General features: G+C 64.3%; 13 protein-coding genes. 9 read left to right on the top strand and 4 right to left on the bottom strand.

The features are described 5' to 3' along the window. The first annotated feature begins 94 nt into the window (after positions 1-94). Both pimD and MTR72_RS26165 read left to right on the top strand, forming a co-directional pair. Entirely contained in the window at positions 95-1,237 is a 1,143-nt protein-coding gene (pimD, locus tag MTR72_RS26170) for a pimeloyl-CoA dehydrogenase small subunit (protein ID WP_280966888.1), read from the top strand. 148 nt (positions 1,238-1,385) lie between these two features. Beyond that, a complete protein-coding gene (locus tag MTR72_RS26165; RefSeq protein ID WP_280966889.1) occupies positions 1,386-2,159 on the top strand; it encodes an SDR family NAD(P)-dependent oxidoreductase in 774 nt (257 codons plus the stop codon). Positions 2,160-2,172: 13 nt separating this feature from the next. On the opposite strand, the gene MTR72_RS26160 is transcribed toward MTR72_RS26165, so the two are convergent. Both MTR72_RS26160 and MTR72_RS26155 read right to left on the bottom strand, forming a co-directional pair. After that, positions 2,173-3,057: a hypothetical protein gene (locus tag MTR72_RS26160; protein ID WP_280966890.1), complete on the bottom strand. Its 885-nt coding sequence runs from the start codon at positions 3,055-3,057 to the stop codon at positions 2,173-2,175. An 11-nt stretch (positions 3,058-3,068) separates the two neighbouring features. Then, entirely contained in the window at positions 3,069-4,427 is a 1,359-nt protein-coding gene (locus MTR72_RS26155; RefSeq protein WP_280966891.1) for an MBOAT family O-acyltransferase, read from the bottom strand. 193 nt (positions 4,428-4,620) lie between these two features. On the opposite strand from MTR72_RS26155, the gene glpK reads away from it, so the two are divergent. Beyond that, positions 4,621-6,123, top strand: coding sequence for a glycerol kinase GlpK (gene glpK, locus MTR72_RS26150; protein ID WP_280966892.1), 1,503 nt, complete (start codon positions 4,621-4,623; stop codon positions 6,121-6,123). Between the two features lie 44 nt (positions 6,124-6,167). After that, a complete protein-coding gene (locus tag MTR72_RS26145) occupies positions 6,168-8,615 on the top strand; it encodes a penicillin acylase family protein (RefSeq protein ID WP_280966893.1) in 2,448 nt (815 codons plus the stop codon). Between the two features lie 38 nt (positions 8,616-8,653). Here MTR72_RS26145 and MTR72_RS26140 read toward each other — a convergent pair whose 3' ends face one another. Continuing rightward, complete coding sequence (locus MTR72_RS26140; RefSeq protein WP_445819640.1) at positions 8,654-9,601, bottom strand: threonine/serine dehydratase; 948 nt, start codon at positions 9,599-9,601, stop codon at positions 8,654-8,656. 60 nt (positions 9,602-9,661) lie between these two features. On the opposite strand from MTR72_RS26140, the gene MTR72_RS26135 reads away from it, so the two are divergent. Together MTR72_RS26135 and MTR72_RS26130 are read left to right on the top strand one after the other, a co-directional pair. After that, a complete protein-coding gene (locus tag MTR72_RS26135; protein WP_280966895.1) occupies positions 9,662-9,964 on the top strand; it encodes an ArsR/SmtB family transcription factor in 303 nt (100 codons plus the stop codon). An 11-nt stretch (positions 9,965-9,975) separates the two neighbouring features. Next, on the top strand, positions 9,976-10,608 hold the full coding sequence (locus MTR72_RS26130) for a glutathione S-transferase family protein (RefSeq protein ID WP_280966896.1): 633 nt from the start codon (positions 9,976-9,978) through the stop codon (positions 10,606-10,608). A gap of 24 nt (positions 10,609-10,632) precedes the next feature. On the opposite strand, the gene pobA is transcribed toward MTR72_RS26130, so the two are convergent. Then, the gene (gene pobA / locus MTR72_RS26125) at positions 10,633-11,802 is read right to left on the bottom strand and encodes a 4-hydroxybenzoate 3-monooxygenase (RefSeq protein ID WP_280966897.1); all 1,170 of its coding nucleotides are present in this window, start codon (positions 11,800-11,802) and stop codon (positions 10,633-10,635) included. 257 nt (positions 11,803-12,059) lie between these two features. Here pobA and MTR72_RS26120 point away from each other — a divergent pair, with 257 nt between their 5' ends. The 3 genes from MTR72_RS26120 (at position 12,060) to MTR72_RS26110 (ending at position 15,194) form a co-directional block, all read left to right on the top strand. Then, positions 12,060-13,076, top strand: a complete 1,017-nt coding sequence (locus MTR72_RS26120; RefSeq protein WP_280966898.1) for a TRAP transporter substrate-binding protein — start codon at positions 12,060-12,062, stop codon at positions 13,074-13,076. A gap of 286 nt (positions 13,077-13,362) precedes the next feature. After that, the gene (locus MTR72_RS26115; RefSeq protein ID WP_027549560.1) at positions 13,363-13,872 is read left to right on the top strand and encodes a TRAP transporter small permease; all 510 of its coding nucleotides are present in this window, start codon (positions 13,363-13,365) and stop codon (positions 13,870-13,872) included. Positions 13,873-13,874: 2 nt separating this feature from the next. Next, positions 13,875-15,194, top strand: a complete 1,320-nt coding sequence (locus MTR72_RS26110; RefSeq protein WP_341511547.1) for a TRAP transporter large permease — start codon at positions 13,875-13,877, stop codon at positions 15,192-15,194. Positions 15,195-15,348 lie beyond the last annotated feature (154 nt).

Here is a 15,348-nt window from a genome sequence, read left to right as displayed (position 1 = left end):
GGCAGTGTCTACTGGATCCCCGCCTTCGCGGGGATGACATCAGAGGGTAAGGCGACGGCAGGGGCAAACGCCACCGTCGATTTTGGAGAGAAACATGGATTTTGATCTGTCCGAGGAGCAGCGGCTTCTCAAGGAAAGCATCGACGGCCTGCTGACCGATTCCTACGATTTCGAGCAGCGCAAGAAGTACATGAAGGAGAAAGGCGGCTGGAGCAAAGCCGTCTGGGGCAAGCTGGCCGAGCAGGGCTTGCTCGGCCTGCCCTTCGCGGAGGCCGACGGCGGCTTCGGCGGCGGCGGCGTCGAGACCATGATCGTGATGGAAGCACTCGGCAAAGCGCTGGTGCTGGAGCCCTATCTCGCAACGGTGGTGATCGGCGGCGGCTTCCTGCGCCACGCGGGCAGTGATGCGCAGAAGACCGCGCATCTACCCGGCATCATCGACGGCAGCAAGACGCTCGCCTTTGCCCAGCTCGAGAAGAACTCGCGCTACGACCTCTTCGACGTCACCACGACGGCGAAGAAGAAGGGTGACGGCTGGGTCATCGACGGCGAGAAGTTCGTCGTGCTCAACGGCGAAAACGCCGACACGCTTGTCGTGACCGCGCGCACCAAGGGCGACCGCCGCGACAAGACCGGCATCGGCGTGTTCCTGGTCCCTGCGGGCGCCAAGGGCGTCAGCAAGAAGGGCTATCCCACCCAGGACGGCCTGTACGCCGCCGACATCACCTTGACCGGCGTCGAGGTCGGCGCGGATGCTGCGATCGGCAATCCCGAGGATTCGCTCGCGCTCATCGAGCGCGTGGTCGATGAAGCCCGCGTCGCGCTCTGCGCCGAGGCGGTCGGTCTGATGGACGAGTCGCTGAAGACGACCGTCGAATACATCAAAACACGAAAGCAGTTCGGCGTCGCAATCGGCTCGTTCCAGAGCCTCCAGCATCGTGCCTCCGATATGTTCGTCGCCGCCGAGCAGGCGCGCTCGATGTCGATGTTCGCCACCATGGCGAACGACTTCGAGGATGCCAAGGAGCGCTCGAATGCAATCGCCGCGGCCAAGGTGCAGATCGGCAAGTCGCTGAAGTTCGTCGGCCAGCAGTCGATCCAGCTCCACGGCGGCATCGGCATGACCATGGAGGCGAAGATCGGCCACTACTTCAAGCGCCTGACCATGATCGAGAACACGTTCGGCGACACCGAGTATCACCAGCGCCGTGTTGCCGATGCTGGCGGGTTGATCTGATCCACGATGACTGTCATCCCCCGCGGAAGCGGGGGATCCAGTACGCCGCGGCTTCTCGGTTCTAGCCGCGCCGCCTCTGCAATACTGGATCGCCCGGTCGAGCCGGGCGATGACGCCTGAACAAGCGGAATCAGCGAGGCCAACACCAATGAAAAACACCCCGTTCGATCTCACCGGCAAGGTTGCCGTCGTCACCGGCTCGAGCCGCGGCATCGGCCGCTCGTCTGCCGAACTGCTGGCGAAACTCGGCGCCAAGGTCGTGATCTCCTCGCGCAAGGCGGATGCCTGCAAGGAAGTGGCCGACAGCATCAACGCTGCCGGCGGCGATGCCATCGTCATCCCCTGCAACATCGCCCGCAAGAACGAGGTCGAGGCGCTGATCGCGGGCGCCACCAAGCATTTTGGCAAGATCGACATCCTCGTCTGCAACGCCGCGGTGAATCCGTATTACGGCCCGCTGCTCGACATCACCGATGAGGCCTTCGACAAGATCATGGGCTCGAACGTCAAGAGCAACATCTGGCTCTCGGCGCTCGCGATCCCGCAGATGGCGGAGCGCGGAGGCGGCTCGGTCGTCATCATTTCCTCGATCGGCGGCCTGCGCGGCTCCACGGTGATCGGCGCCTACGGCATCTCCAAGGCGGCCGACTTCGCACTATGCCGCTCGCTCGCCGGCGAATGGGGTCCCAAGGGCGTGCGTGTCAACTGCATCGCGCCGGGCCTTGTGAAAACCGATTTCGCCCGCGCCCTCTGGGAGGACGAAGCCCTCCTCAAGCGCCGCACCGCCACCACGCCACTCCGCCGCATCGGCGAACCCGACGAGATCGCCGGCGCGGTAGCCTACCTCGCCTCCGACGCATCGAGCTTCATGACCGGCCAGACTATCGTCATCGACGGCGGCGTAACCACGGCGGCGGTGTAATCGTCAGCGGCGATCACGATGGGCGTTCGCCGCGCTCGGCCAGGGCCTTTTCGATCGCGCGCACTACGAGAAGCGCAGATCGCTCGTCGAGATGAATTCCGTCGGCCCACCGCAAGTCGACGTGCGGCGGATCGATTGGCAGCCAGCGGTGGGAGTCCGGGAACGCACCGTGGACAATGTCCTTGGTGATCCGAGCGAAGCGCGATCCTTCGATTTCGGGTGAGTACGGAACCTCGATCAGCAAGGCCCGCGCTCCGCGCCGTTCGATGTCTGCGATGAGTTCCTTGATCAGAGCGACGTTGTCGCGGGTCGCCAGCGTCGGATCTTCAGCATTCATTTGTTCCAGCGCACGATCGGCATAAGCCGTGTTGTCGAACGTCGCGGGAGGCTGTCGCAACACCTGCTCAAGCTCTGCGTGAACCTGCGCGGGACTGGGCGACGCATGGCGCCAGCTCTCATAGGCGGCAATCACCGTTCGAATTGGGCGGAGAAACAAGGCGTCAGGACGAACACCGCCGGAGAATTTCTGGACCAACGCGTTATCGACACGACGCGACAACACGTTCGTCTCGATCAGCACAATCCGCGGCAGGCGGCGCTGCTTCGCAACGATCTCAAGGCCAGTCAGCGGAGAGCCGCCCGCCAGTCCAAGATTGCGCACGCGCGGATGCGCGAAATACTCTTCCTTCAGGCGCCACGTGACCGAGCTGCCCACCAGCACAACATCAGGCAGCGGCTCCTGGATATAGCGATTGAGTGTGATGAGGCTGCCATCGCGGGTCGTCACCGCGGGCTGTTGCAGGGCTGTGCCGATCCACGCCGTCGCAACCTGGCACGCGAGCAGCAAGGCCGCCGCGACCACCGCACATCTGGCCAGCCATGACAGTGCCGCCGACAATCGCCTCATGTTCAGAACTGAAAGTAGATGAACGCCGCGTCAGGCCCCGCCTCAAGATAAGCGAGCGCCCCGAGCGCGCCGTAGAGATAGGGCTCCCATCGTCGCCATTTGCCGTCGACAAGGCCACTGATGCCGAGATGCTGGATGATCACTGGAAGGCTGTAGAGCAGCGCGAGATTGTAGAACAGCTTTGTCGGATTTGGATTGGTCGTCGGCACGAACATCCCCTGCAGATAGGCAAGCGCATGATCGAAGTTCGGCAGCTTGAAGAAAATCCACAACATAGTCACGCACAGGAACACGATGCCCATGCGCAGGATCCGGATCGTCGGTCCGGCCTCGTCAAGCAGCTTGAGGAACGGGCGCTCGATGACAAGAAAGGCCCCGTGCAGCATACCCCACAGCGCGTAGCTCAGGCTCGCGCCATGCCAGAGTCCGCCGAGCGTCATCACGATCATCAGGTTCAAACAGGTTCTCGCTGGACCGCCCCGGTTGCCGCCGAGCGGGATGTAGAGGTAGGTCCTGAGCCAGTTTGACAGCGAGATGTGCCAGCGCGTCCAGAACTCGGAGAACGATGTCGAAATGTAGGGCAGGTTGAAGTTGACCGGCAGGCGATAGCCGAACAACAGCCCAAGGCCGAGCGCGATCGCCGAATAGCCGAAGAAGTCGGCGTAGATCTGGTAGCTGTAGAGGAACACCAGGAGCCAGCGATCCTGCGTGCGCAGCGTCTCGTAAAGCGGGAAGTCCATATAGGACGTCATCTCGTTGAGATTGTTGGCGACGTACAGCTTGAAGAAGTAGCCGGCCAGGATCCATTTGGCCGCCTCCACAAAGGCGACGTCGGCGATCCGTTTGGGCACGATCTGCGGCATGAACTGGCCGGCGCGTGTGATCGGGCCCGAGACAAGCTGCGGAAAGAAGATGATGTAGAGAAAGACGTTCTTCAGCGGCGGCCGCTGCTTCTCCCGCGTCAGGTCGACCAGAAGGCTGATGTTGTGGAACACAAAGAACGAGATGCCGATCGGCAGCGGCAACCGCAGCATGAAATCGAGCGGCGCAACGCCGGTCGGATGGAGTGCGGCAGCCTCGATAAACAGGAACTTGTATTTAAAGAACGCGAGCAGCGCGAGGTTGAATACGATGCCTGCGGGCATCCAAACCGCGCGATCGTCGAACGCCAGTACCAGGAAGGCATAGGTCCCCAGCACCGCGACGAGCAGCAGTGGCAACAGATCCGGCTGGCCAAAGCCGTAGAAGAACACGCTGGCTAGTACCAGGATCTGAACCTGCACGTTTCGGAACAGCGGCAAGTAATAGGCGCCGAAGACAACAGCGACGTAGGCGCCGAACTCTGGAGATGTGAACGTCATGCAGCCCCGTTTTTGCCGCTGGCATGTAGCATTTGCGTCGATACGGTCCTAGTGCCCTGACCCGGCTCGCCTTTGCCGTCCCGAGTTTTCGCCATGGCGGCTGCAGATGATATTGACCTTCCTTGTTCAATCCCTTTTCTTGGACGGGAACACAATAACCTTCCCGATCAGGGAAAACGCCAAGGTAGCTTCCATGTCTTTCGTCCTCGCCATCGACCAGGGCACCACCTCCTCGCGCGCGATCGTGTTTCGCAGCGATATTTCCATCGCGGCGACGGCGCAGCAGGAGTTTCCGCAGCATTTTCCGGCCTCGGGCTGGGTCGAGCACGAGCCGGAGGACATCTGGACCTCGACCGTGGCGGTCTGCCGCGACGCGATCGGGAAGGCAGGGATCACCGCAAAGGACATCGCCGCGATCGGTATCACCAATCAGCGCGAGACCACGGTGGTGTGGGACCGTGCTACGGGACAAGCCGTGCACCGCGCCATCGTCTGGCAGGACCGCCGCACCGCCGACATCTGCGCGAAACTGAAGCACGACGGCCATGAGCCGGTGATCTCACAAAAGACCGGCCTGATCATCGATCCCTATTTCTCGGGAACGAAGGTTGCCTGGATCCTCGACCACGTCCCGGGCGCCCGTGCCCGCGCCGCGCGCGGCGAGCTGATGTTCGGCACCATCGATTGCTATCTGCTCTGGCGCCTCACCGGCGGCAAGGTCCATGCGACCGATGCCACCAACGCCTCGCGCACGCTGCTGTTCAACATCCATACCGGCCAGTGGGACGACGAGCTCCTGGAGATCATCGGCGTGCCGCGCTCGATGCTGCCCGAGGTGAAGGACTCCTCCGCCCGCTTCGGCGAGAGCACGCCCGACCTGTTCGGCGGCGCGATCGCGATTGCCGGCATCGCCGGCGACCAGCAGGCCGCGACCATCGGGCAGGCCTGCTTCCGCCCGGGCATGATGAAGTCGACCTACGGCACCGGCTGCTTCGCGCTGCTCAACACCGGCACCACGCCGGTCGTCTCCAGGAATAAGCTACTCACCACCATCGCCTATCAACTCGAGGGAAAACGCACCTACGCGCTCGAAGGCTCGATCTTCGTCGCAGGCAGCGCGGTGCAGTGGCTGCGCGACGGCCTTGGCATCATCAAGCACGCCGCCGAGACCGGACCGCTCGCCGATCAATCCGATTCGATGCAGAGCGTCTATCTCGTGCCGGCCTTCGTCGGCATGGGCGCGCCCTACTGGAATCCGCGCGTGCGCGGCGCGCTGTTCGGGCTCACCCGCAACACCGGCCCGGCCGAACTCGCCCATGCCGCGCTGGAGAGCGTCTGCTACCAGACCTTCGACCTCTGGGCCGCGATGCGCGCCGACTGGCCGAGCTCGGAGACGGCCAGCGTCGTGCTGCGCGTCGACGGCGGCATGACCGCGTCCGACTGGACCATGCAACGCCTCGCCGATCTCCTCGACGCTCCCGTCGACCGCCCCGTGATCCAGGAGACGACGGCACTCGGCGCCGCCTATCTCGCCGGCCTCAATGCCGGCGTCTATCCCGAGCCGACCAAGTTCGCCGACAACTGGCGCCTCGAGCATCGCTTCAAGCCCAACATGAGCCAGGCGACGCGGGAGCGGAAGCTCGCCGGCTGGGCGCGCGCGGTGAAGGGCGTGCTGGCGAGCGACGAGGGGGAATGACGGGCGCGCCGCGGGCGCCCAATAACGACAACGGAGGAACGATAATGAACGCGGATTTCAACCGGGTCGTCTCGAGGCTTTGTGGCGTGGCGATCTGCGCCGCACTGCTGACTTCAACCGCCATAGCGCGCGAGAAGGAAAACCCGCTCGAAAGCGCGCGCCAGGTCAAGACTGATGTCGCCGGCCTCAAGGCGCCCGCCCAGATCCTGGTCGATGTCTGGGGCATCCCGCACATCTATGCCGGCAACGAGCACGACGTGTTCTTCCTGCAGGGCTTCAACGCGGCGCGTGACCGGCTCTGGCAGATCGATCTCTGGCGCAAGCGTGGGCTCGGCCTGCTCGCCAAGGACTTTGGCCCGGCCTATGCCGAGCAGGACAAGGCGTTGCGGCTGTTCCTTTATCGCGGCGACATGAATGCGGAGTGGGCGGCTTACGGGCCCAAGGCGAAAACCTATGCCGAGGCGTTCGTCGCCGGCATCAATGCCTATGTGGCCGAGGTCCGCGCGGGCAAGCGTCCACTGCCTATCGAGTTCAGAATCGCCGGCACCATGCCCGATCCCTGGGCCGCGGAGGATGTTGTTCGCGTTCGCAGCCATGGGCTGACGCGCAACGTCGCCTCCGAGGTCAAGCGCTCGCTGGTCGCCTGCGCGGCCGGCCTCGACGCAGATCGGTTTCGCGTGAAGCTGGAGCCGGCCTGGACAACGAAGGTCCCGGACGGCCTCGATCCCTGTAGTGTACCGAAGGCCGTGCTCGCGGCCTATGATCTCGCCATACGCCCAGTGGCCTTTGCGCAGCCGAAAGACCGCCACGCCGCGCTCGCGCACGATCCCGACAAGTTCCTCACCGAGGCCGATCAGCAGCGCGACACCATCGGCTCCAACAACTGGGTGATCGCGCCGTCGCGCAGCGCGACGGGTCGTCCGATCCTCGCCAATGATCCGCATCGCGAGCACAGCGTGCCCTCGCTGCGCTACATCGTCGGGCTCAACGCACCCGGCCTGTCCGTGATCGGCGCCGGCGAGCCGGCACTGCCCGGCATCTCGATCGGCCACAACGGCACCATCGCCTTCGGATTGACGATCTTCAACGTCGATCAGGAAGACCTCTACGTCTACGAGCTCAATCCGCAAAACTCCAACCAGTACCGCTATGGCAACGGCTGGGAGGACATGCGCGTCGTCCACGAGAAAGAGCAGGTCAAGGGCGAGGCCGATCGCGACCTCGAGCTGAAATTTACCCGGCACGGTCCCGTCATCCTCGTGGATGAGGCGAACAAGCGCGCGTTCGCCGTGCGCTCGATCTGGTTCGAGCCGGGCACCTCGGCCTATTTCGGCTCGTCGGATTACATGACGGCAAAGGACTGGAACGGATTCCTCGCGGCCATGCGGCGCTGGGGCGCGCCGTCGGAGAACCAGGTCTATGCCGATACGCGCGGCAATATCGGCTGGGTCGCTGCCGGCAAGACGCCGCGCCGCGGCAACTATGACGGATTGATGCCGGTGCCGGGCGACGGCCGCTACGAATGGCAGGGTTTTCTGTCGCTCGACGACCTGCCGAAGGCCTATCAGCCGAAGCAGGGTTTTCTCGCCACCGCGAACCAGATGAACCTGCCGCCCGATTATCCCGTCAGCGAACGCAAGGTCGGCTTCGAATGGGCCGACAGCGCGCGCTGGCAGCGCATTGTCGAGGTGCTCCAGGCCAACAGCAAGGTAACGCTCGCAGACGCCATGGATTTGCAGAACGACGACACCGCGATGCTGGGGAGACGGCTGGTCAAACTGCTGCAGCCCCTGTCCTCCGATGATGTCAACGTGAAGAAGGGCCTCGAACTGCTCAAGCCGTGGGACGCGCGAGACGCCGCCGACAGCGCTGCGGCCGCGGTGTTCGAAGTCTGGATCGCCAACCATCTCGGACCGGTGCTGCTGAAGACCACAGCGCCCAAGGCGGCCGATATGATCGCGCCCGAGGCGTCCAGCATTTCGGCGATCGTCGCCTACCTCGAATCTCCGGATGCCGCGCTCGGCTCCGATCCCGCTGCGACGCGCGACCAGATCCTGCGCGACAGCCTGGGCGCAGCGATCGCCGATGTCGCAAGCAAACTCGGCCCTGATTCATCCACCTGGCGCTGGGGCCGGCTGCACGTCGCAAAGTTCGACCACGCGCTGATACCACTTGCCGACAAAGCCACGGCAACGCAGTTGTCGGTCGGCCCGCTCGCGTTCGGTGGCGCCGCCAATGTACCGCGCGCGGCCACCTATCGCCGCGCAGACTACCGGCTCATCTCCGGCGCCTCGTTCCGCATGGTGCTCGACGTCGGCAATTGGGATGCGAGCCGCACCATCAACACGCCGGGCCAGTCGGGCGATCCCTTCAGCGGCCATTATCGTGACCTCGCGCCGCTCTGGGCGACGGGGCAATATGTGCCTCTGCTCTACAGCCGCGCCGCAGTCGAAGCCGCGACCGCCGAGGCGATCACGCTGACGCCGCGGTAGGAAGAGGGGACGATGCGCATGATCCTCCCCGACGCAAATCAGCTCTCGAAGTTTACCGCCGTGGTGTTGGCGCCACAGATCAGCACCGCGACCCGCTCCTTCGGCGCGGGACGATAGCGGCCGGAGAGCAGCGCCGCAAACGCGGTCGCGCCGCCGGGCTCGGTCACCATGCGCAGGCTCGACCACAGTGAGGCCTGCGCCCGCCGGATCGCGTCGTCGCCGACCAGCACGACCCGCTCGACGTGAGCGCGTGCGATCGGAAACATCAATTGCCCGACGCGCCGCGGTGCAAGGCTGTCGGCGGCGATGCCGCCGGCAGGCGCATCAACCGGCGCTCCGGCCTCGAAAGCAGCATTCAAGGTCGGCGATTGCTCCGGCTCGATCGCGATGATGCGGGTGTTGCCGACGTACCATGCCGCGATGCCGCCGATCAGGCCGCCACCGCCGACGGCCACGAGCAACGTGTCGATCTCGGGCGCATCCTGTTCCAGCTCCAATCCGACGCTGCCCTGACCGAGCAGGGTCTCCGTCTGGTCGTAGGCGTGGACCGCCATAGCACCGGTGCGCTCGACATGGGCCTCGCTCGCGGCAAGTGCATCGGCATAGCGGCTGCCCGCGATCACGAGCGCCGCGCCATAGCTCCTGATCCGCTCCACCTTTGCCGGCGACGTGATCTCCGGCACGAAAATCGTGGCGGGGATGCCGAGCCGCTGCGCCGCATAGGCGACCGCCGCGCCGTGATTGCCGCCGGACGCCGCGACGACGCCGGCCTTAGGCACCTGCCGCAGCAACAGGTTCGCAAAGGCGCCGCGCGCCTTGAACGATCCGGAATGCTGCAACATCTCAAGCTTGAAGATGACGGGATGATCCGACAAGCCAAAATCGGCGAGACTGGCCTTCAGGAGCGGCGTGCGCCGGATATGCGGGCGGATGATGGCCTCGGTCGCCGCAATCCGCTCGCGCGTGATGTCCGTGGTCGCTGTCATGATGTCCCTGATAGCGCGTCGGAGGGTTGACATCAATTAGATAATTAGCAAAATGGCTAAATGAACATTGCGCTTGTCCTGCGGGCCTTGGCCAATGAACGCCGCCTGCAGATCCTGGATTGGCTTCGCGAGCCGCGAAAGCATTTCCGCGAGCAGGTCGACGGCGACTTGGTCAAGGACGGTGTCTGCGGTCTCCTGATCGCGGAGAAGCTTGGCGTCAGCGCGCCGACGGTGAGCGAGCACATGCGGGTGCTGACCGCCGCAAAGCTCGTGCGCGCCAAGCGCATCAAGCAGTGGACGATGTATCGGCGTAACGAGGCGGCGATCGCGGCGATGAAGCGCGCTATCGAGGAAAACGTCTAGAGGTGCAAACCATGTTCCTGATCGGCCAATATGATTCCCCCTTCGTCCGTCGCGTCGCGATTGCGCTGCGGCTCTACGGTCTCGCGTTCGACCACAAACCGTGGTCGACCTTCGGCGATGCCGATAGAATCGCGCCGTACAATCCCCTGCGCCGCGTGCCGACGCTGGTGCTCGACGACGGCGAGGCGCTGATCGAGAGCACGATCATCCTCGACTATCTCGACGATCTCGTCGGAAGCGAGAAGGCGATGCTGCCGCGCGCGGGCGCGGAGCGCCGGCGGCACCTGCGCATCTGCGCGCTGGCCACGGGCCTCGGCGACAAGGCGGTCAGCCTGCTCTACGAGCGCGTGCTGCGCAAGGATCAGCAGCTTGCGCTGTGGGTCGAGCGCTGCACCACGCAGATCGCCGACGTTCTCGGCGTGTTAGAGGCCGAGCGCGCAAAGGTGACGACGCCCTATTGGCTTGGCAATCGCATCGGCCACGCCGACGTCGCGGTGGCCTGCGTCGTCCGCTTCACCCGCGAAGCCCACCCGTCACTGTTCGATGCGTCGCGCTATCCGGCGCTTGCCGCGCATGCCGACGCTTGCGAGGCGCTGGCGCCGTTCAAGGAGATCGTGCAGCCGCTCGCCCCGCCGAAGGGGTGAGCGGAAGCTGATCCCCGCGCCTCGTCAGAACGGCAATCCCACATAATTCTCCGACAGCGACGTCATCGCGGCCTTCGAGTGCGTGACGTAGTCGAGCTCGGCGAGCTGGATACGCGCGCCGATCGAGCCGGTGTCGGGGAATTTGTGCAGCATCGAGGTCATCCACCAGGAGAAGCGCACGGCCTTCCAGACCCGCGCCAGCGCCGTGGTCGAATAGGCATCGATCCCGGCGCTTGATTTCTCGTCGTAGAATTCGCGCAAGGCGGTCGCGAGGTAATGCGCATCGCTGGCCGCAAGGTTGAGCCCCTTGGCGCCGGTCGGCGGCACGATGTGGGCGGCATCGCCGCACAAAAACATCGTCCCGAAGCGCATCGGCTCGGCGACGAAAGAGCGCAGCGGCGCGATGCTCTTCTCGATCGAGGGGCCTGTGACGAGGCTGTCGGCCGCCTCCCGGTCGAGCCGCCGCTTGAGCTCGTCCCAGAAGCGGTCGTCAGGCCACTGGTCGATGTGGTCGTCGAGCGCGCATTGCACGTAGTAGCGGCTGCGTTTGGTCGAACGCATGGTGCAGAGCGCGAAGCCGCGGGCGTGGTTGGAATAGATCAGCTCATGGCTGACCGGCGGCGTGTCCGAGAGGATGCCGAGCCAGCCGAACGGATAGACGCGCTCGAACTCCTCGATCGCCGAGGACGGGACAGTGGCGCGGCTGATGCCGTGAAAGCCGTCGCAGCCGGCGATGAAGTCGCAGGTGATCTCGTGGGTGGTGCCGTCCTTGACGTAAGTTACGCGCGGGTGACTGCCGTCGAAATCATGCGGCCGGACATCCTTGGCCTCGTAAACCGTGGTGAGGCCCGCCGCTTGCCGCGCATTCATGAGGTCGAGCGTGACCTCGGTCTGGCCGTAGATCATGACCGTCTTGCCGGTCGCGCCCTTCATGTCGATGCGATGGCGGCGCCCGGAAAAAGCAAGCTCGATGCCCTCATGCACCAGCCCTTCGGCATGGGCGCGTCCGCCGGCCCCGACCTCGTCGAGCAGCGCGACGGTGCCTTCCTCGAGGAGCCCGGCACGGATGCGCCCCAGCACGTAGTCGGCGCTCTGCCGTTCCACGATGACGTTGTCGACGCCATAAAGGTGCAGAAGTTGCCCGAGCAACAATCCCGCCGGCCCTGCCCCGATGATTGCGACCTTTGTCCGCAATACTTGCTCCTCCCGATCCTGTAGGGTGCGTCGCGGCTCGCTTGTCGCGCTGGCCCGCGCACGATAATTATATCACATAACGGTTGGGCAAAAGGGAGTGCGCGTCGCCGCAGCGCGACAAATCCATGCAACAGGGCTGACGTAACACAGGCAATGCGTCGCCGGTTCCGGCTTGAACAAGCCTGCGAATTAGATAACATGTTAACTAACGAGCCCGGGCCGGTGAAGCTGCGGGTCAAGAGAGGGAGAGAGGACCGATGAGGAAAGCCTGTCTGGCACTGCTGCTGGCAGCAAGCGTGACGCCTGCGTTTGCGCAGGAAAAGACCTTCGATCTGAAGATCTCGCACTGGGTGCCGGCCTCGCACCCGCTGCAGAAATCACTGGAGGACTGGGCGGCCGCGGTGGAGAAGGATTCCGGCGGGACCGTCAAGGGCAAGGTCTTCCCGGCGCAACAGCTCGGCAAGGCCTTCGACCATTACGACATGGCCCGCGACGGCATCGCCGACGTCACCTATGTCAATCCGGGCTACCAGCCCGGCCGCTTCCCGATCATCGGTGCCGGCGAGGTGCCGTTCCTGATCTCGGACGCCAAGGGCGGCTCGATGGGGCTCGACGCGTGGTACCGCAAATATGCCGAGAAGGAGATGAAGGACGTCAAATACTGTCTCGCCTTCGTCCACTCACCCTCCTCCTTCCACTCCCGCACCAAGAAGATCGTCATGCCGGAAGACGTGAAGGGCCTGAAGATCCGCCCGGCGCACGCCACCATGGCGAATTTCGTCACCTCGCTCGGCGGCACCAATGTGCAGTCGTCCGCGCCCGAAGTGCGCGACATCATAGAGCGCGGCGTCGCCGACGGCGTCACCTTCCCCTGGGGCTCGCTGGTGCTGTTCGGCATCGACAAGGTCACGAAGTACGACATGCAGGCGCCGCTCTACGTCACGACCTTCGTCTTCGTGATGAACAAGGACAAGTACAACGCGATGTCCGACAAGCAGAAGGCGGCGATCGACAAGAACTGTACGACCGAAATGGCCGGCGTGGTCGGCGAGCACTGGGGCAAGTTCGAGGACGCCGGCATCGACAAGATCAAGGCGGAAGAAGGCCACGAGGTCTACAAGCTTAACCCGGAGCAGACCGCCGCCTGGAAGAAGGCCGCCGAGCCGCTGGTCAAGACCTGGGGCGACGGCGTGAAGAAGACCGGCGTCGATCCGGATGCGGCACTCGCGGACCTGAAGGCGTCGCTGAAGAAGTACAACGCGCTGGCGGAGTAGCGTGACGACAGGCAGGCGGCGGCGGGAAGCATCTCGCCGCCGTTGTTCTGCAGATGCGGAAGTCGGGAGCGCACGGCGCTTCCTCCCCCTCTCCCCGCTTGCGGGGAGAGGGCTGGGGTGAGGGGGAGTCTCCGCGAGGGCGGTGACAGTCCGACTCGCGGAGAGTCCCCCTCACCCGGAAACCGCGCTTTCGCGCGAATTCCGGCCTCTGCCCGCACGCGGGGAGAGGCGAACTGCGCGGCGAGACCTGGATCCAGAGAATGACATCACGCAACAGGACCATCCCATGAAGCGCGCCTGGATGGATCGCTTTATCGACACGATCGAATGGATCGCGGCCGGCTTCGTCGGCATCGTCGCGCTCGACATCTTCCTGTCTGTGCTGCTGCGCAACACGCTGAACTATTCGATCCCCGATTCCTTCGACATCGGCCGCATGCTGCTCGGCATCCTGATCTTCTGGGGCATCGCCGCGACCTCCTATCGCGGCACCCACATCACCGTCGACTTGGTCTGGGCCAATGTCACGCCGCGCTATCAGCGCTGGATCGACGTGTTCGCGACCCTGGTGCTGCTGTTCGTCGTCACCGTGCAGACCTGGACGCTGTTCGACAAGGTGCGCGGCACCTATAACGACAATGTGCAGACGTTCGACCTGCACATGCCGACCTGGCCGTTCTTCGCGATCGCCTGGATCGGCGACATTTCCGCCGTGCTGCTGATCGCGATCCGCACCTACCGGCTGATCTTCCACCCCGAAGAAATGCACGACCCCAAGCTGAAGGCGACGGAGTAACCATGAGCACCGATGCCGTCGCCGTAATCGGCTTCGTTTCCTTATTTCTCCTGATGCTGCTGCGCGTGCCCGTCGGCATGGCCATGGGCCTCGTCGGCGTGTCCGGCTTCTCCTATCTCGTCGGCGGCACCCCGGCGCTGAAGCTGGTCGGCCAGACCTCGATGCGCACGGTGACCGACTACACCTTCGGCGTGATCCCGATGTTCCTGCTGATGGGCTCCTTCGTCAGCAATTCCGGCATGAGCCGCGAGCTGTTCCGCGCCGCCAACGGGTTTGTCGGGCATTTGCGCGGCGGCCTCGGCATTGCGACGGTGGGCGCTTGCGGCGGCTTTGCGGCGATCTGCGGCTCGTCGGTCGCAACCGCCGCGACCTTCTCGGCCGTCGCCTATCCGGAGATGCGCCGCTTCGGCTATCCGCAATCCTTCGCCACCGGCGTGATCGCCGCCGGCGGCACGCTCGGCGCGATGCTGCCGCCCTCCACCGTGCTCGCGGTCTACGGCATCATCACCGAGCAGGACATCGGAAAGCTGTTCATCGCCGGCATCATCCCGGGCCTGCTCGCGATGACCATGTACATGATCACGATCGGCCTGATCGGATACTTCCGGCCCGACTTCCTGCCCAAGGGCAAGGTGCTGCCGTGGCGCGAACGCTTTGCCGGCCTGAAGGACATCTGGGCGCCGGTGCTGCTGTTCGTCTTCGTCATCGGCGGTCTCTACGGTCTGCCTTTCCTGCCACGCTTCACCCCGACCGAAGCCGGCGGCGTCGGCGCCACCGGGGCCTTCATCATCGGCGTACTGACCGGACGGCTCGATCGCGAAAAGATCCTGGCCTCGCTGCTTCAGGCCACGCGCACCGCGGCCGCGGTGTTCACCGTGCTGATCGGCGCACTGATTTTCGGCTATTTCCTCACGGTGACGCAAACGCCGCAAAAGGTCACGGAGTTCCTGACCGGCCTCGGCCTCGGCTCCTACGGCGTGCTGGCGCTGATCATGGTGATGTATCTCGTGCTCGGCTGCCTGATGGACGCCATGGCGATGATCATCCTCACTGTGCCGATCATCTTCCCCGTGGTCACGCATCTCGGCTTCGATCCGATCTGGTTCGGTGTCATCATCGTCATGACCGTCGAGCTCGGCCTGATCCACCCGCCGGTCGGCATGAACGTCTTCGTCATCAAAAGCGTGGTGAAGGATGTTTCGTTCTCCACCATCTTCAAGGGCGTCATTCCCTTCGTCGCGACCGACCTCGTACGGCTGGTGATCCTGATCGCCTTCCCGCTGCTCGCGACCTGGCTGCCGACGCGCATGATGGCGCATTGATGATGGATCGCTCGCAAGCGAGGAGCTGCTTTCCCTTCTCCCCTTGTGGGAGAAGGTGGCGCGAAGCGCCGGATGAGGGGTTGCATCCGCGAACACCATTGCACAGGATTCATTCGCGGACAGAGACCCCTCATCCGGCGCGCTGCGCGCGCCA

Source organism: Bradyrhizobium sp. ISRA442 (assembly GCF_038085055.1).
GTDB lineage: Bacteria > Pseudomonadota > Alphaproteobacteria > Rhizobiales > Xanthobacteraceae > Bradyrhizobium.
This window is presented reverse-complemented; position numbering and strand designations above follow the sequence as displayed.